The sequence below is a fragment of the Flavobacterium sp. DG2-3 genome (assembly GCF_030730925.1).
Lineage (GTDB): Bacteria > Bacteroidota > Bacteroidia > Flavobacteriales > Flavobacteriaceae > Flavobacterium.
Genome location: NZ_JAVAMB010000015.1, coordinates 1 through 17,425 on the forward strand (window position 1 = coordinate 1; position 17,425 = coordinate 17,425).

General features: G+C 34.8%; 18 protein-coding genes. 11 read left to right on the plus strand and 7 right to left on the minus strand.

Translation table 11 applies throughout. The annotated features are described in order from the left end of the window. Positions 1 to 269: 269 nt before the first annotated feature. The 3 genes from purT to Q9Q97_RS17715 are packed head-to-tail and all read left to right on the plus strand — an operon-like array spanning position 270 to position 2,328. On the plus strand, positions 270 to 1,430 hold the full coding sequence (gene purT, locus Q9Q97_RS17705; RefSeq protein WP_371878223.1) for a formate-dependent phosphoribosylglycinamide formyltransferase: 1,161 nt from the start codon (positions 270 to 272) through the stop codon (positions 1,428 to 1,430). A 2-nt stretch (positions 1,431 to 1,432) separates the two neighbouring features. Continuing rightward, positions 1,433 to 1,753, plus strand: coding sequence for a DUF6370 family protein (locus Q9Q97_RS17710; protein ID WP_306159525.1), 321 nt, complete (start codon positions 1,433 to 1,435; stop codon positions 1,751 to 1,753). After that, complete coding sequence (locus Q9Q97_RS17715) at positions 1,753 to 2,328, plus strand: Crp/Fnr family transcriptional regulator (protein WP_306159527.1); 576 nt, start codon at positions 1,753 to 1,755, stop codon at positions 2,326 to 2,328. The genes Q9Q97_RS17710 and Q9Q97_RS17715 overlap by 1 nt, the downstream gene beginning before the upstream one ends. 198 nt (positions 2,329 to 2,526) lie before the next feature. Here the strand turns inward: Q9Q97_RS17715 and aceA are convergent, their stop codons facing one another. Together aceA and aceB are read right to left on the minus strand one after the other, a co-directional pair. Beyond that, positions 2,527 to 3,807, minus strand: coding sequence for an isocitrate lyase (aceA, locus tag Q9Q97_RS17720; RefSeq protein WP_306159529.1), 1,281 nt, complete (start codon positions 3,805 to 3,807; stop codon positions 2,527 to 2,529). Between the two features lie 274 nt (positions 3,808 to 4,081). After that, positions 4,082 to 5,683: a malate synthase A gene (aceB, locus tag Q9Q97_RS17725; protein WP_306159531.1), complete on the minus strand. Its 1,602-nt coding sequence runs from the start codon at positions 5,681 to 5,683 to the stop codon at positions 4,082 to 4,084. A 209-nt stretch (positions 5,684 to 5,892) separates the two neighbouring features. Between aceB and Q9Q97_RS17730 the strand changes: the two genes are divergently transcribed. The 5 genes from Q9Q97_RS17730 (at position 5,893) to Q9Q97_RS17750 (ending at position 9,745) form a co-directional block, all read left to right on the plus strand. Then, positions 5,893 to 7,374: a helix-turn-helix domain-containing protein gene (locus tag Q9Q97_RS17730; RefSeq protein ID WP_306159532.1), complete on the plus strand. Its 1,482-nt coding sequence runs from the start codon at positions 5,893 to 5,895 to the stop codon at positions 7,372 to 7,374. A 6-nt stretch (positions 7,375 to 7,380) separates the two neighbouring features. Further along, a complete protein-coding gene (locus Q9Q97_RS17735; RefSeq protein WP_306159534.1) occupies positions 7,381 to 7,740 on the plus strand; it encodes a hypothetical protein in 360 nt (119 codons plus the stop codon). Between the two features lie 147 nt (positions 7,741 to 7,887). Further along, positions 7,888 to 8,103 carry a hypothetical protein gene (locus Q9Q97_RS17740; protein WP_306159536.1) on the plus strand — a complete coding sequence of 72 codons (216 nt, stop codon included), beginning with the start codon at positions 7,888 to 7,890 and terminating at the stop codon, positions 8,101 to 8,103. 87 nt (positions 8,104 to 8,190) lie between these two features. After that, positions 8,191 to 8,907 (plus strand): pirin family protein, encoded by a 717-nt coding sequence (locus tag Q9Q97_RS17745; RefSeq protein ID WP_306159537.1) that lies wholly within the window; start codon positions 8,191 to 8,193, stop codon positions 8,905 to 8,907. A gap of 304 nt (positions 8,908 to 9,211) precedes the next feature. Beyond that, positions 9,212 to 9,745 (plus strand): YceI family protein, encoded by a 534-nt coding sequence (locus Q9Q97_RS17750; protein WP_306159539.1) that lies wholly within the window; start codon positions 9,212 to 9,214, stop codon positions 9,743 to 9,745. Positions 9,746 to 9,976: 231 nt separating this feature from the next. Here the strand turns inward: Q9Q97_RS17750 and Q9Q97_RS17755 are convergent, their stop codons facing one another. Continuing rightward, positions 9,977 to 10,840 carry a helix-turn-helix domain-containing protein gene (locus Q9Q97_RS17755; RefSeq protein WP_306159541.1) on the minus strand — a complete coding sequence of 288 codons (864 nt, stop codon included), beginning with the start codon at positions 10,838 to 10,840 and terminating at the stop codon, positions 9,977 to 9,979. Positions 10,841 to 11,048: 208 nt separating this feature from the next. Here Q9Q97_RS17755 and Q9Q97_RS17760 point away from each other — a divergent pair, with 208 nt between their 5' ends. Both Q9Q97_RS17760 and fabD read left to right on the plus strand, forming a co-directional pair. Further along, positions 11,049 to 11,411: a DUF983 domain-containing protein gene (locus tag Q9Q97_RS17760; protein WP_091492477.1), complete on the plus strand. Its 363-nt coding sequence runs from the start codon at positions 11,049 to 11,051 to the stop codon at positions 11,409 to 11,411. 75 nt (positions 11,412 to 11,486) lie between these two features. After that, positions 11,487 to 12,359: an ACP S-malonyltransferase gene (gene fabD, locus Q9Q97_RS17765; RefSeq protein ID WP_306159544.1), complete on the plus strand. Its 873-nt coding sequence runs from the start codon at positions 11,487 to 11,489 to the stop codon at positions 12,357 to 12,359. 132 nt (positions 12,360 to 12,491) lie between these two features. On the opposite strand, the gene Q9Q97_RS17770 is transcribed toward fabD, so the two are convergent. From Q9Q97_RS17770 to Q9Q97_RS17785, 4 genes are all read right to left on the minus strand, one after another. After that, entirely contained in the window at positions 12,492 to 12,695 is a 204-nt protein-coding gene (locus tag Q9Q97_RS17770) for a hypothetical protein (RefSeq protein WP_306159547.1), read from the minus strand. Between the two features lie 49 nt (positions 12,696 to 12,744). After that, the gene (locus Q9Q97_RS17775; protein WP_306159549.1) at positions 12,745 to 13,650 is read right to left on the minus strand and encodes a DMT family transporter; all 906 of its coding nucleotides are present in this window, start codon (positions 13,648 to 13,650) and stop codon (positions 12,745 to 12,747) included. 85 nt (positions 13,651 to 13,735) lie between these two features. Next, the gene (gene galE, locus Q9Q97_RS17780) at positions 13,736 to 14,752 is read right to left on the minus strand and encodes a UDP-glucose 4-epimerase GalE (RefSeq protein WP_306159551.1); all 1,017 of its coding nucleotides are present in this window, start codon (positions 14,750 to 14,752) and stop codon (positions 13,736 to 13,738) included. A 44-nt stretch (positions 14,753 to 14,796) separates the two neighbouring features. After that, entirely contained in the window at positions 14,797 to 15,927 is a 1,131-nt protein-coding gene (locus Q9Q97_RS17785) for a DegT/DnrJ/EryC1/StrS aminotransferase family protein (RefSeq protein WP_306159553.1), read from the minus strand. A 135-nt stretch (positions 15,928 to 16,062) separates the two neighbouring features. Between Q9Q97_RS17785 and Q9Q97_RS17790 the strand changes: the two genes are divergently transcribed. After that, a complete protein-coding gene (locus Q9Q97_RS17790) occupies positions 16,063 to 17,292 on the plus strand; it encodes a 3-deoxy-D-manno-octulosonic acid transferase (protein WP_306159555.1) in 1,230 nt (409 codons plus the stop codon). Positions 17,293 to 17,425 lie beyond the last annotated feature (133 nt).

The following is a 17,425-nucleotide window of genomic DNA, read 5'->3' on the forward strand; positions in this document are numbered from 1 at the left end:
AAAGACCGCATCAGGGAATTGATGGAAAAACACCAATTGATATGAAAAATCTGTTACCGAAATAAATGACTTTTACAGAAATGACAAAAAATGCGGTTACTTGATGTGTAAATCAAACAAAATCTGCTCTATCTGCAAAATCTGCGTGAAACACTTCTACATACTAATTAAAAACAAAAACTTCGCGTTCTTAGCGTAATTCTTTGCGAACTTTGCGGTTAAAAACATTTTTCGTTACTTTTACTTCTCCAACATTACAACACTCCAAAATGAAAATACTACTCCTAGGTTCAGGCGAATTAGGCAAAGAATTCACTATCGCCGCACAAAGAATCGGACAAACCATAATCGCAGTTGACAGTTACGAAAACGCACCCGCAATGCAAGTCGCACACGGATTTGAAGTAATCAACATGCTCGACGGCGAAGCACTTGACCGAATCGTAGCCAAACACCAACCCGATTTTATCGTACCCGAAATAGAAGCCATTCGCACCGAACGTTTTTACGATTACGAAAAGCAAGGCATTACTGTTGTTCCTTCAGCGAAAGCGGCCAACTTTACCATGAATCGTAAAGCAATCCGTGATTTAGCAGCAAAAGAATTAGGTTTAAAAACCGCCAAATATCAATACGCTACTTCTGCCGAAGAATTACAAAAAGCCGTTGCAGAAGTCGGAATCCCGTGTGTGGTAAAACCTTTGATGTCTTCATCAGGAAAAGGACAATCGACAATAAAAAGTGACGAAGATATTCTAAAAGCTTGGGAATATGCCGTTGCAGGTTCACGTGGCGATGTGATTGAAGTTATTGTAGAAGCTTTTGTAAATTTCAATTCAGAAATCACACTTTTAACGATTACTCAAAATAACAATCCGACACTTTTTTGCGCACCAATTGGTCACAGACAAGAAAGAGGTGATTATCAGGAAAGCTGGCAGCCGGCTTTAGTTTCAGAAAAAGATTTGTACGAAGCTCAGGATATGGCTGAAAAAATTACCGAAGCGCTTGGCGGTGCCGGACTTTTTGGTGTTGAATTTTTCTTAACCAATGAAGGCGTTTATTTCTCTGAACTTTCTCCGCGTCCGCACGATACTGGAATGGTTACTTTGGCGGGAACACAGAATTTCAACGAATTCGAATTGCATTTAAGAGCCATTTTAAGTCTTCCAATTTTCGAAATCACTTTAGAAAAAGCGGGAGCTAGTGCTGTAATTTTAGCATCTGAAGATTCGACAAATCCAACTTTTACCGGAATTGAAAAAGTAGCCGCTTTACCAAAAACTGATTTCAGGATTTTTGGAAAACCAACTTCTAGACCGTATCGCAGAATGGGCGTTGCTTTAAGCTCAGATTCTTTAAATACTCCAATCGAAGAAATAACCGAACGCGCCAAAGCAACTGCAAAATTAATAACAGTAAATTCTTAATTATGAAAAATATAATCTTAGCAGCATTTTTATTTATCGGTATTGCTGTAAACGCACAAGACAAAAAGAAATTTGACAAACCAACAATCGTAGAAGCTTCATGCGGAGAATGCCAATTTGGTATGAAAGGCAATAGCTGTGATTTAGCCGTTCGCATTGACGGAAAAAGCTATTTTGTTGACGGAACAACCATTCACGATCATGGTGATGCACATTCTGAAAAAGGATTTTGCAATGCCATCAACAAAGCTTTAGTAACAGGAGAAATAAAAGGAAATCGTTTTAAAGCGACTTCATTCACTTTAATAGACGATAAAAAATAATGGCATTAATTCTTGAAAACATTGCCAAACATGTTTCTTTAACACCAGAAGAACAGGCGCTTTTTTTATCTAAATTAGAAACAAACACTTATAAAACCAAAACGCTTTTACTTAATGCTGGAGAAGTTTGTAAACATTCGTATTTTGTGAATTCCGGAATTTTAAGAAGCTTTAATATCAACGATAATATTGTAGAGCACGTTCTTTCTTTTGCGTGTGAAGGCTGGTGGATGAGTGATATGTACAGTTATTTTTCGCAAAAACCTGGACAGCTTTTTATTGAAGTTTTAGAAGAAGCTGAAGTGGTTTCGTTATCCAAAGAAAATCAGGAACAATTGTATTTGGAAATCCCAAAACTGGAACGTTTTTTCAGAATTTTGATTGAAAATTCATTGGTTGCCAATCAGCAAAGATTAATGGACAATTTGAGTTTGCCTGCAGAAGAACGTTTTGAAAAATTCACAAAAAAATATGGAACGCTGGTTCATAAAGTGCCTCAAAAACAAATCGCTTCTTTTATTGGCGTAACACCAGAATTTTTCAGTAAAATGAAAGCAAGATTATTGAAGAAATAGTTTTTTTGCCACAGATTAAAAGGATTAAAATGATTTAAAAAAAGTTACCACAAATTACGCAAATTCACACAAATTAATTTGACTCAAAAATGGATAAAAAATTTGTGCTAATTTGCGTAATTTGTGGTAAAAAAATCTTTTTTAATTTATGAAATCTGTGGCAAAAAAAACACGGCTCGAAAACCGTGTTTTTATGAATTAAAATTGCTCAACCTCTGTAGAATGTTCCATTGCTGTTATGGCTGATTTTCCGAGCATAACTGTGTTTTGAACAGCATCAAAATAAGAAGTTCCCACAAAAGCCTGGTGTTTTACAGCTCTGAATCCGTTTTTTTGTAAAGCGAATTCTCTTTCCTGCAATTCAGAATAACCTGCCATTCCGCGTTCTTTGTACGCTCTTGATAATTCAAACATACTCGTGTTTAAAGCATGGAAACCTGCCAACGTAATGAATTGGAAAGCATAGCCCATTGCAGCCAAATCTTCCCTGAACGTTCCCATTTCGGCAACAGATAATTTCGCAGCCCAGTTGAAAGAAGGCGAACAATTATACGCCAACATTTTATCTGGGAATTCCTTTTTCATCGCTTTTGCAAACTTTCTTGCATAATCTAAATCAGGATTACTGGTTTCCATCCAAATCAAATCAGCATACGGTGCGTAACTTAATCCGCGGGCAATTCCCTGCTCGATTCCGTTGTTTACATAGAAAAAACCTTCGCTGGTTTTCTCACCTGTTATAAATTTTCGATCTCTTGGATCAGCATCGCTGGTTAATAAATTAGCTGCATCAGCATCGGTTCTCGCAACGATTAAAGTTGGAACGCCCATAACGTCAGATGCTAAACGCGCTGCAATCAGTTTATTAATTGCTTCTTGTGTCGGCACCAAAACTTTCCCACCTAAGTGTCCGCATTTTTTAGCTGAACTTAATTGATCCTCAAAATGAACTCCAGAAGCTCCAGCTTCAATCATCGATTTCATTAATTCGAAAGCATTTAAATTTCCTCCAAAACCAGCTTCGGCATCGGCTACAATCGGAACTAAATAATCTTTTTTATCTTCAATATTATTCACGGTCTGAATTTGATCAGCGCGCAATAAAGCATTGTTAATTTTTTTAACCACCATCGGAACGCTATTTACAGGGTAAAGCGATTGATCTGGATACATTTCTCCCGCCAGATTCGCGTCGGCAGCAACTTGCCATCCACTTAAATAAATCGCTTCTAAACCAGCATCGACTTCCTGAATAGCCTGATTTCCAGTTAAAGCGCCCAACCCGGCAACATAATCCTGACTTTTTAACTTTTTCCATAATTTCTGCGCTCCCATTTTAGCAATAGAATGCTCAATTTGATACGAACCCTGAAGCGTCACTACTTCTGCAGCGGTATAAGGACGTTCAACGCCTTTCCATCTCGGGTTCGTAATCCAATCGTTAATCAATTCCTGAATTCTGTCTTCTGTTGTTTTCATAAATGTTATAGTTAAGAGTGGTTAGTAAGTAATTGTGTTCAGTTCTCAGTTTTTGAGTGTTCAGCCTGAACTGGAATGTAATTTGTGCTTAATTTTTTAAACACATAGAGACATAGTTTTTCTTTGTCTACAGAGGCGTTTCACTTTTGTAAATACACATAGCTAATCGCAAACTACTATGTGTGAAAAACTAGTTTTTTTTCAAAATCTTTTATTCAAAACTTAGAAAAATCTATGTTTCTATGTGTTTAAAAAATTTAGCTCAACAGTTTTTTTATAAATATTTGTAGCACGGAATCGTCAAAAAGTCAACGAAATCAGGATTTACAACTAAGCGTTCCAAAACTTTTTCAGCTAACGGAAATTGCTGTTCTTCGTGTTTTTCTTCGCCCAATTCGGTTTTGATTTTTTGGAATTCATCTAAAGCCAATTCGTGATAATAAGCCAAATCTAATTTTCGGCCGTTATCCAAAACCACTTTATTCTGAAGCCATTGCCACAACTGTGATCTCGAAATTTCGGCTGTGGCAGCATCTTCCATCAAATTATGCAACGCCGCTGCGCCTTGTCCGTTTAACCACGAAGCGAGATACAAAACACCAACATTGATGTTTTTTCGAACACCATTTTCTGTAATTAATCCAATTGGCGGTTCAATCAAATCTTCTTCTGTAATTTTTCTGTTTTCTCTTTTTACATGAATCTGATTTGGCGTCGGCATTCCTTTATCAAAAATTTCTTTAGCAATTGAAACCAAATCCGGATGCGCTACCCAAGTTCCGTCATGTCCGTTTCGAACTTCACGCTCTTTATCGGCTCTTACTTTCGCGAAAGCGAAAGCATTAGCTTCTTCATTATTCCGAATCGGAATCTGCGCTGCCATTCCGCCAATCGCATGGATTCCGCGTTTATGACATCTTTGAATAACCAAATTAGAATACGCATTCATAAAAGGCGAAGTCATAGTTACCTGATCACGATCTGGAACAATAAATTTTGGATTTTTTCTGAACTTTTTGATGTACGAGAAAATATAATCCCAACGTCCGCAGTTTAAGCCAACGATATGTTCTTTCAATTCATAAATAATTTCGTCGAGCTGAAAACTTGCCGTAATAGTTTCAATTAAAACCGTCACTTTTATCGTTCCTCTTTTTAGTTTCAGATAATCCTCAGTAAAATCAATTACCGAATTCCACCAGCGCGCTTCTAAGTAATGTTCTAATTTCGGAATGTAGAAATATGGTCCAGAATGATTTTCTAAAAGCCTTTTATGATTGTGAAAAACGTACAAACCAAAATCGATCAAAGATCCCGAAGCTTCATTTCCTTCAATCAAAATGTGCTTTTCTGGAAGATGCAGACCTCTAGGACGAACAATTAAAACAGCCGTTTTCTCTTTTAAATGATACGATTTCTGTTTCACCAAATCGGTGTAGGTAATGGTTTTGTTTACCGCATCGATTAAATTTATTTGACCGTCCATCAAATTTTGCCAAGTCGGTGAAGTGCTGTCTTCAAAATCGGCCATAAAAGTTTTCGCTCCTGAATTCAACGCATTGATAATCATTTTGCGGTCAACCGGTCCAGTAATTTCAACTCTGCGATCCAATAAATCTTTCGGAGTTTCTTCAGCTGTCCAATTGCCTTCTCTGACGCTTTTTGTTTCTGGAATAAAAGTCGGCATGACTCCATTATCAAAAGCAGTTTGTTTTTGCTCACGCTGTAACAATAACAATTTTCGCTGCGAATCGAATCTTTTGTGTAATTCGATAATAAAAGCAGTTGCTTCTTCTGTCCAGATTTTTGGATAAGCAAGCTTTTTGTCGGCCAGAATTTCTAAAGCCATTTCAGTAATCTCTAATTGGTTTTTCATAGCTGCAGATTTTAATTTTTAAGTCATTAAAGAGATTGTCTCTTCAATATTTTGGTTTTGCCGAAAATCACTAAATCATAACTAATTCATAATTAACAAGTTTCAACGATACAATGTTATAAAAAAGTTTTTTACAAAACAAGCGAACGTTCGCTAAATTTAAAAAATATTTTTTTGGCGATTATTTTTAGATTGTTTACATTTGATTTATGGATATCGAAAAAGACTATATAAAGCTGATTTTTGGGCTAAAAATGAAGCAGGTTCGCACACAAAAGAATCTCTCCCTTTTTGGTTTGGCCAAACTGACCAATCTTTCAAAATCGTATTTAAACGAGATTGAAAAGGGAAAAAAATATCCCAAAACAGATAAAATTTTGCTTTTATGCGAACATTTAGATGTGCCTTACGACCAAATGGTGTCTTTAAAACTCGATAATAACCTCGCTCCGATTGGCGAAATCCTGAAATCTGGAATTTTAAAAGAGATTCCACTGGAACTTTTTGGAATTCAAGAAGCGGATTTAATTGATATTATTGCGAATGCTCCAGCAAAAGTCAATGCGTTTATCAGTACGATTATCGAAATTGCACAGCATTATAATCTGAGTCGTGAAAGTTTCTTTTTGGCCGCATTGCGTTCGTATCAGGAAGCGCATAGCAATTATTTTGAAGATCTGGAAGAAAAAGTAATTGCTTTTTCGAAGTCTTTTCAGATTAATTTAGATTCTAAAATTAGTGTTGAAGAATTGGAAGCGATTCTCAAAGAAGAATACGAGTATAAAATTGAAGAAATTGCTTTTACCGATCAGGAAGCTTTGGGCGATTTGCGTTCGATTTATGTTCCGAAGAGCAGAACATTATTGCTTTCAACCGAATTGGATGATCCACAAAAAGCTTTTATTTTAGCCAAAGAAATTGCTTATAATTATCTCAAAATATCTGATCGTTTATTGACGTTCAGCTGGATTAAGTTTGAAAATTTTGATCAGGTTCTGAATAATTTCTACGCTTCTTATTTTGCTGGTGCTTTGCTTCTGCCGAGAAAATTAGTTATAGATAAAATCAATCTTTTTCTGGAAAATGAAAATCCAAAACCAGAAGAATTTGTTTCGCTAATTGAAAGTTTTCAAGTTTCACCCGAATCATTTTATCAGCGATTGACGAATTTGTTGCCAAAAGATTTTCAGCTGAAGAATCTTTTCTTCCTGAGATTATCTCACAAAATTGGTTCTGATTTTTATCAAATAAATAAAGAATTACACATTACGCACCAGCAGGAACCTCACGCCAATGAGACCAACGAACATTATTGCAGAAGATGGGTTTCGGTTAAAACTATTGATGAAGCAATCCGTCAAAATAAATCACATTTTTTTGATGCTCAAATATCTAGTTACGCCAATAGCGGAAACGAATATTTGGTTTTTTCATCGGCAACAAAAGATCCTTTTGCTGAAAATTATATCAGAAGTATATCAGTTGGGATTTTAATTAATCCGACCATGAAAAAGAAATTCAAATTTATTGATGGAAAACCCTTGATAAAACGAATTGTAGGTGTAACTTGTGAAACCTGTGCCGTTGAAAATTGCTTAGAAAGAGCCGCTCCACCAATTGTTTTGGAGAAAAAGAAACGTCATGAGAATACCGATGCTGTTGTGCAGCAATTTATTAATCAATACAGCTAGAATCTTATGAAATATATTGCTTTACTAACAACTCTGTTTTTCATCAACTTCAGTCAGAAAACAGATAAGCTTAATGGCCGTTATAATTATTTAATTGAAGACGATAATTCTTATATCCAAAAAGATAAAATTACTTTTAAGGATAGTGTGTTCGTTTTTGATAATAAATACATGCCAAAAGGAAAGGTTTCTTATGGCAATGCAATATTGTTGGAAAACTTCATAAATACTAGCTTAGTGATAACTATTCCAAAAGATCAAATCGAAAAAGATACTATTGAATTTTATATGCATGATAAGAATAGTTCTGCTGCGAATTATCTTGATGAAGTGACTGGAAAAGGGAAATTGATTAAGATTAAATAGTTTATTTTAATTTCTTACCACCTGATTTTTGTCATTCCGAGGAACGAGGAATCTCCGTTAGAAACTCGACAAAGATTAGCAATTCACTTTGCGGAGCTACTTGCGAAGATTCCTCGTTCCTCGGAATGACAAACTAAACGGTTAATCTTGTCTATAATACCTCTGAAAACAAAAACTTCTAAATTAGCCCCGATAGAAGTGGAAATCCTTTTGTGCCGGGGTTCGGCACAAAAGATTGAAACGGATAGCGGGACTAGACTTCTTTTGAAAACTAAAATTTCTGCTTCAAAAAATCAATTAGATAATTTGGAAATGTGTCAATTAGATAATTTTACTAAATCTTTAAAACTACAGAAAGAATAACTCAGAATCTTTCTTAATCTAGGTTAAGTGCTTTTCCTTTACGATGGTGGTATCTTTGTACTATAAAAATAACAAAACGACAAAGTCATGGAAAATATAGTATTACACAAAGCAGAATCAAGAGGAAATGCAAATCACGGATGGCTAAATGCTTATCACAGTTTTAGTTTTGCAAGCTGGTACAATCCAGATAGAATTCAGTTTGGAGCTTTGAGAGTTTTAAACGATGATACGATTGCTGCCGGAATGGGTTTTGGAACGCATCCACACGATAATATGGAAATCATTACGATTCCGCTTGAAGGAGATTTGGCTCACAAAGACAGTATGGGAAATACTGAAGTAATCAAAAATGGTGATATTCAGGTGATGAGTGCCGGAACTGGAATTCAGCATAGCGAATTTAATCCAAATGCAGATCAGCAGACTAAGTTATTACAGATTTGGCTGTTTCCAAACAAAAGAAATGTTACGCCTCGTTACCAGCAAATTACTTTGGATGTTGCTGACAGACATAATAAATTGTCTCAGGTTTTATCTCCAAATGCAGACGATGAAGGGGTTTGGATTCACCAAGATGCTTGGTTCAATATGGGAAATTTTGATGCTGGAATTTCTGCGGAATATAAAATCAAAAAAGAAGGAAACGGAGTTTATGCTTTCATTTTAAAAGGAAATGTAACAATCAATGGTCAGGAATTGAACAGCCGTGATGCGGCCGGAATTTCAGGAACTGATACTTTTAAGATTCAAGCCAACACAGATGCTGAATTTTTATTAATGGATGTTCCGATGAATTATTAATTCAAACAAAAACAATTAAATACCTGTACTTGGAAACGGCAATAAATCTATAAATCAGATTGTTGCCGTTTCTTTTTTTTGTAATTTACTAAAGTTTAAGCCACGAATTTCACTAATTACACAAATTAAAAACAAATAAAATTCGTGAGGATTCGTGTAATTCGTGGCAAACAAAAAATCTGTAGCTTAACTAAAATAAATCCCATTTTTCATTTCTTAATCTAGGTTAAGTGCTTCAGGACAACTGTCACCGTAACTTTGTCCTATCAAAATGAAACAAATTAATTATTTAAAAAATAAAATTATGGCAACTACAAAATGGTCAATTGACCCAACTCACTCAGAAATTGGTTTTAAAGTTAAACACATGATGTTTACTAATGTATCAGGAAAATTTGGAACTTATGAAGCTTCTGCTATTACAGAGGGCGAAAGTTTTGACAATGCAGATTTCAGTTTTTCTGCTGATATCGCTTCTGTTGACACTGCAAATGCTGACCGTGACGGACATTTAAGAAGCGGTGATTTCTTTGACGCTGAGAATCATCCAAAATTAACTTTCAAATCTTCTGCTTTCAAAAAAATCAATGATGGTGAATTTGAATTAACTGGAGATTTAAACATTAAAGGTGTTTCTAAAACAGTAAAATTCCCAGTTGAATTCAGCGGAATCATGACTGATCCTTGGGGAAATACTAAAGTTGGTTTAAGCATAGAAGGAAAAATCAATCGTAAAGATTGGGGACTAAACTGGAACTCTGCTCTTGAAACTGGAGGAGTTTTAGTTGGTGAAGAAGTAAAATTAAATATCGAATTACAATTCGTAAAACAAGCTTAATCTTTTTGGTTTTAGATTAAAATTGGTTGGTGAAAAGCCTTGCATTCATAAACGCAAGGCTTTTTTTTAGCCACAAATTACACAAATTTCCACAAATTTTTTCTTCCCGAAAACGATTATATTTTGCCACAGATTAAAAAGATTTTCACAGATTAAAAAAATCCAAGTAATCCTTTTAATCTGTGGCAAAAAAAAATTCGCGGAAATTTGTGTAATTTGTGGCTAAAAAACTTATCGTACCGTATTTCTAAATTCTGTGGGAGACATTCCAGTTTGTTTTTTGAAGAAGCGGGAGAAATATGAGTAATCTTCGTAACCGACTTTGAATGCGACTTCGTTTACGGCTAATTGTTTATCAATCAGCATTCTTTTGATTTCTAAGATTACGCGGTCTGTTATGACTTCTGTTGCTGTTTTTTGAAGGATTTCGTTGCAGATTCTGTTTAAATGCTTTAACGTAATGTTTAGTTTTTCTGCGTAAAAAGATGGCAGTTTTTCGGTTCTGAAATATTCTTCTAAAAGCGATTCGAAAGTATTGATTTTGATATTGTACGAATGCGTCTGATGCGAATAGGTTTCGCTATATTTTCTAGACACTTCGATATGAATGCAATCTAATAAATTCAGTAGTTTATCTAATTGATATTTGTTGTTTTGACTATTTTCCTGAATCAATAAATTGAAGAAAGGCAGGATTTTAGGAATCTCATTTTCTTCAAAAACCATTTCTGGTCTGTTATGAATGGAATGATAGAAATTATAATCGTTGATCTTTTTCTGTCCGAAATACAAATTGTACAATTCCTGAGAAAAGATAATTACGAAACCTTCTATGTCTTCAGACAAATTCCAATGATGCATTTGTCCAGGCTGTAAAACAAAAAGACTTCCTCTTTTGATTTCAAACTGATCAAAATCCACTTCATGCAATCCTGAACCTTTCGTAAAAAAAACCATTAAATAGGAATCATGACGATGCGGTTCTTCGACAAAACTGTGGCTTTTTAAATGTTCTTTAAAAGTATTGACATAAAAATCACGGTGAATGTCGTTGCAGCTGAAATTTTGTACACTGTAAATTGGGTATTTTTTCATTTCGAAATGATTTATTTATTCCTGCAAGGTTTCCAAAACCTTGTAGGTATTTGAGATACGTAAAAATCTACACCTACAAGGTTTTGGAAACCTTGCAGGAGATCAAACTGATGCAAAATGTCTTTTTTGTGCTATAATAAGCGAAGATATAAAAAAGACTTTTAAGTCATTACAAATTACCTTTGTATAAACAAAAATCAATAAAATCATGTCAAGCGCATTAACTCATATTTTAAAAAACGAATGTCCTGTTTGTCACAAAGGAAAAGTTTTTACAGACAAGAATATTTTTCTGAACTTCAGTTTTCCAAAAATGAACGAATATTGCAGTCATTGCCATTATAAATTCCAAAAAGAGCCTGGTTATTTCTTTGGCGCGATGTACGTAAATTACGGATTAACGGTGGCTCAAGGAATTGCGACGTATTGTATTGCGCAGTATTTTTTTGAAACCAACTTCGATTTGAGAATCCTTCCAATCATTGCTGTTGTCATTACTTTGCTCACTCCTTTCAATCTCCGATTTTCAAGATTAGCATGGATTTACATGTTTAAGGGTTATACAAGTTAAAAAAATAGTACTTTTGCCTTCCAATTGAAACTAATTTTCAATTTTAAAAAAAAAATAAAAAATTAAATTAGACAAATGAAAGCATACGTATTTCCGGGTCAGGGTGCACAGTTCACAGGAATGGGTAAAGACCTTTATGAAAATTCGGCTTTAGCCAAAGAATTATTCGAAAAAGCAAATGAAATTCTAGGTTTCAGAATTACAGATATCATGTTCGAAGGTACTGCCGAAGAACTAAAAGAAACTAAAGTTACACAACCAGCTGTATTTTTACATTCTGTTATTTTGGCTAAAACTTTAGAAGATTTTAAACCGGAAATGGTTGCAGGTCACTCATTAGGAGAGTTTTCAGCTTTAGTTGCGAACGGAACTTTATCTTTTGAAGACGGATTAAAATTAGTTTCTCAGCGTGCTCAAGCAATGCAGAAAGCTTGCGAAATCACTCCGTCTACAATGGCCGCGGTTTTAGGTTTAGCTGATAATGTTGTTGAAGAAGTTTGCGCTTCTATTGATGGTATTGTGGTTGCTGCAAACTATAACTGTCCTGGTCAATTGGTAATTTCTGGAGAAACTACTGCTGTTGAAAAAGCTTGCGAAGCTATGAAAGCTGCCGGAGCAAAACGTGCTTTGATTTTGCCTGTTGGAGGCGCTTTCCACTCGCCAATGATGGAACCTGCAAGAGAAGAATTGGCTGCTGCAATTGAAGCTACTACTTTCTCTACTCCAATTTGTCCAGTGTATCAAAATGTTACTGCAAATGCAGTTTCTGATGCAAACGAAATTAAAAAGAACTTAATCATTCAATTAACAGCTCCTGTAAAATGGACTCAGTCTGTTCAGCAAATGATCGCTGACGGTGCAACTTTATTTACTGAAGTTGGTCCTGGAAAAGTTTTAGCTGGTTTGATTAATAAAATTGATAAAGAAGCAGTTACTGCTAATGCTTAATTTTTAAAGTGATCAGTGGTCGGTTTTTTAGCGATCAGTTAAAATATAAATTTAAAATCCCGAATTCATTAAATTATGAATTCGGGATTTTTATTTTGTGCTAAATGCGTAGCGGTGCATCTCTGCGAATACTTAAGGTTTATTTTTCCAAGGATACGCTTTTATTCTTTTGGACATTTCAGCTTTAAATTCTTCGGGAGTCAATCCTTTAGCAAATTCCGCATCAAAATCAAAAGTCTCATGATCTATGCCTTTAAATTTTGGTCTTATCGACTGATAATCAACTGCAGGTTCTTCGACCTTGTTGTTTTTCTCGTTTTCTTTCTTTGCATCCATAATCACTTTCTTAATTCTCAAATTTACAACAAAAAGATCGAATATGAATTTATTTGGAAGTTTTTTCTTTCTTTTTATAATTAATAATAAAGACTCCCAAAATAATTAGAATTGTTGCAATTATAAACTCAACTGTTATTCTCTCATTCAAAAGAAGCCAGCCTAAGAATACCGCAATAATCGTATTGATATAGGCCAGAATAGAAACCTGTACCGGCGTAACATGTTTCAAGGCATAATTATAACTAAAAAAAGCAATTACCGATCCGAAAATTGACAAGTACAAAGCTGCACCTATACTGGTCAGACTCCACGAACTGATATCTGGATTTGGAGAAAAAATAGAAGCCAAAACCAATTGAATGCAAGAAGCCATTGAAAATTGGTAAAATAAATTCAAGATAATATTCTTGGATTTACTTCCATGAATTTTAGTATAAATGGTTCCTGCTGCCCAAGCTGTGATTGCAAATCCCATGAATATCATTCCGGTTCTGTAATCTTCGTCCAAAAAAGAGCCGAGTCCATCTTTGAATATTAAAACAACCCCAGAGAAACCGATAACTACCCCCATAAATCCTTTGAAACTCATTTTTTGCAATCCGAATAAAATACTGCCCAGAAAAATAAGTATCGGTGCTAAGGCGCTAATAACAGAAGCTAATCCGCTTGGCAAAGTTTGTTCTGCAATTGTCGTAAAACCATTTGCAATAACAAGCATCGAAACCGACGCAACAAGCTGATGTTTTAAGTTTTCCCAGCCAATCCATTTTAATTCTTTCTTAAACAGCAAAATAACCATCATAATTATTCCTGCCAATCCTTGACGAATTGAAGTTACAAACCATGGTGGAATCGTTTCAACCGCAACTCTGATTCCTAAAAAGGTGGTTCCCCAAATAATGCCAACCGCCATTAAGGCAAATATTAATTTATAATCTATAGTTTGTTTCATGATACTCAATACGCTAAAAAAAATCCCAAATTATACTGCTATAATTTGGGATGTTAAAATTTTATAATTTTAATTGATAAGAAATTTATTTATTCCTCACTTTTTGTTCCCATTTCCAAGCGCTCGCCATAGCTTCGTCTAAACTTAGTTCAGCCTTCCATCCTAGCACATTATTTGCCTTATCTGTATTTGCATACGCTTCGGTAATATCTCCTTCACGGCGAGGCATCATTTTGTACGGCAGCTTTTTATCGCTGACTTTTTCAAAGCTGTGAATGACCTCCAAAACAGAACTTCCTTTTCCTGTTCCTAAATTGAAAGTTTCCACTTTTGCTAAATTCTTTTTATTCAACAAACGCTGTAACGCAATTACATGCGCTTTTGCTAAATCAACAACGTGAATATAATCGCGAACTGCAGTTCCGTCTGGCGTTGGATAATCGTTTCCGAAAACCGATAATTCCTGACGTAAGCCTACTCCTGTCTGCGTAATAAACGGAACTAAATTCTGAGGAACTCCTAATGGTAATTCTCCAATTTCTACTGATTCATGCGCCCCAACTGGATTAAAATAACGCAATAAGATAGCGCTGATATTGGTAACCTTTGCAGTATCAGTAATAATTTCTTCTCCAATTTGTTTGGTATTTCCGTAAGGAGACATTGCTGTTTGAACTGGAGCATCTTCTGTAATTGGCATTTTTTCCGCTTGACCATAAACCGTACAAGAAGAGCTGAAAATAAAACTTGCCTCTGGTTTTTGCTGTAATTCCTGTAAAAGATAAATTAAACTGCTAATGTTGTTTTCATAGTACAACAATGGCTGCTCAACACTTTCTCCAACTGCTTTTGAAGCTGCAAAATGAATTACACCTGTAACATCATCGTGTTTTTTAAAGAAATCCCGAACAGCACTTTTTTCTCTTAAATCTAATTTTTCGAATAAAGGCGTTTTACCTGTAATGGCTGTAATTCCTTTTAAAACATCTTCTGAAGAATTGGAAAGATTATCAATAATCACCACTTCATAGCCTTCATTTTGCAATTCGACTACAGTGTGAGATCCGATAAATCCTAATCCTCCCGTTACTAATACTTTCATTTTGTGGTTGTTTGTGGTTATATTTGGCTAATATTTAAGCTGTATTATTTTAAAAACTCAATTACACTGTCTGTAATAAATTTAATCTGCTCGTCATCCAATTCGGTGTGCATTGGCAATGCAATTACTTCCTGAACCAACTGATTTGTTACAGGAAATTGTTCTTCTTTATAACGAGGATCTAAATACGCTTTTTGAGAGTGAAGCGGAATTGGATAGTAAATTGCGCATGGAATTCCTTTATCTAATAAATGTTGCATTAAAGCATTACGATCTGCATCGATGATTCTTAACACATATTGATGAAAAACGTGATCATTTTCGCTTGCATCAAATTCTGGCGTAATGATTTTTGCATTTCCAGCAAAAGCCGCATTATATTTAGTCGCTGCTAAACGGCGTGCTTTATTATATTCATCCAATAAAGGCAATTTTGCATTCAAAACTCCTGCCTGAATACTGTCTAAACGGGAATTTACTCCCACAACATCGTGATGGTAACGCTCGTACATTCCGTGATTTACAATTCCGCGGATGATGTGCGCTAGTTTATCATCATTTGTAAAAATTGCTCCTCCATCTCCGTAACATCCTAAGTTTTTAGATGGAAAGAAAGAAGTCGCTGCAACGTGACCGATTGTTCCAACCTTAGCTTTAGAACCCGATTTAGAAACATAATCTGCTCCAATTGCTTGAGCATTGTCTTCGATTACATATAAATTGTATTGAGTTGCAATTTCCATAATCGCATCCATATTGGCAGCGCGTCCAAATAAATGAACTGGAACAATTGCTTTTGTTTTTGGCGTAATTGCTTTTTTAAGCGCATCGATATCAATATTCATATTTACCATATCAACATCTACCAAAACTGGAGTTAATTGCAACAAAGCAATAACCTCAACAGTTGCTGCAAAAGTAAAATCAGCAGTAATTACTTCGTCTCCTGGCTGAAGACCTAATCCCATCATGGCAATCTGCAAAGCATCTGTTCCGTTTGCGCATGGAATAACGTGTTTTGCTCCTAAATAATCTTCAAGATTCTTTTGAAACTGATGAACTAAAGGACCGTTAATATAAGTATTTGTATCTAAAACTTCCTGAATTGAAGCATCGACAGTAGATTTTATTTTTTCGTATTGACTCTTCAAGTCAACCATTTGTATTTTTTTCATTTTGAATGTATTTAAAAATTAAAGACACTGTTTTTAGACAGAAATCTCTAAAAGGAGGAACAAAAATAGTTATTAATAGCTTCAAACCAATGAAAATAGTCGAAAGAAATGTAATTTAGCTGCAAAAAAAATTACATGCTTTTTTTATACAATTTAGCCATTCACATCGCAGGATTTTTCTTAAGAACCATAGCCTTGTTTAGTCCGAAAATTAAGCTTTTTGTAGAGGGGCGAAAAAATGTTTTTGATACGCTGCAAGAAAAAATAAAACCTGAAGACAAGACCATTTGGTTTCATTCTGCATCGTTGGGCGAATACGAGCAAGGACTTCCTGTTATAGAAAAAATCAAAGAAAAATATCCGGCTCACAAAATTGTTGTTACCTTTTTTTCACCTTCTGGATACGAAGTGCGTAAAAATAACACAGTCGCAGATGCCACTGTTTACCTTCCTTTAGACAGTAAAAGCAATGCAAAAAAATTCATTAAAATAGTTCATCCTGAAAAAGCTTTTTTCATCAAATATGAATTTTGGTTGAATTATTTAAAAGAACTTGAAAACCATAAGACTCCAACTTATTTAATTTCTGGAATTTTTAGAGACAACCAAATGTTCTTTAAATGGTACGGCGGATTTTATAGAAAAGCTTTAAATGCTTTTACTTATTTCTTTGTTCAAAATGAAAAATCAAAACAAAAAATAGAGAGTCTTGCCTTCAAAAATGTAATTGTTTCGGGCGATACCCGTTTTGATCGCGTAAATGCTATTTTAGAAAGAGACAACCGTTTGGATTATATTGAAAATTTCAAAAACAATCAGCCTACAATTGTTATCGGAAGCTCATGGCCAAAAGACGAAGTTTTAATCGCAGAATACATCAATCAGGCTCCAGAAAATATCAAATTTATAATTGCCCCACATAATATTAAACCAGATCAGATTTCAAACCTTAAATCGCTGATTACAAAACCAACTATTTTATTTTCAGAGAAAGAAAACAAAGATTTATCTGTTTATAATGTCTTTATAATTGATATTGTCGGAATCTTGACTAAGATTTATAGTTACGGAACGATCGCTTATGTAGGAGGCGGATTTGGAAATCCTGGAATACACAATATTCTGGAACCGGCCACATTTGGAATTCCGATTGTAATTGGACCTAATTATTCAAATTTTGCAGAAGCAATTGCTTTAGTTGAAATTGGCGGCTGCACACCAATAACCACAAGCACAGAATTAAAAGAAATTTTTGACCGATTATTAAACGACCCAAGCTTTCTAAAAGAAAAAAGTGAAATCTGCAGATCATTTATTCAAGATAATAAAGGAGCAACCGATACGATTATAAAGCTCGTTTCATAGCCTTGGAGACTTACAAGAGCCATTTATTTAAAAAAAAGAGTAAAAACAGCGCTATTTTTAAGCAAGTGCACTTGAATAAATACTCTTAAAAAACAAAACAAACCATAAGCCAGAAAATAAAACAAGTGGTTTT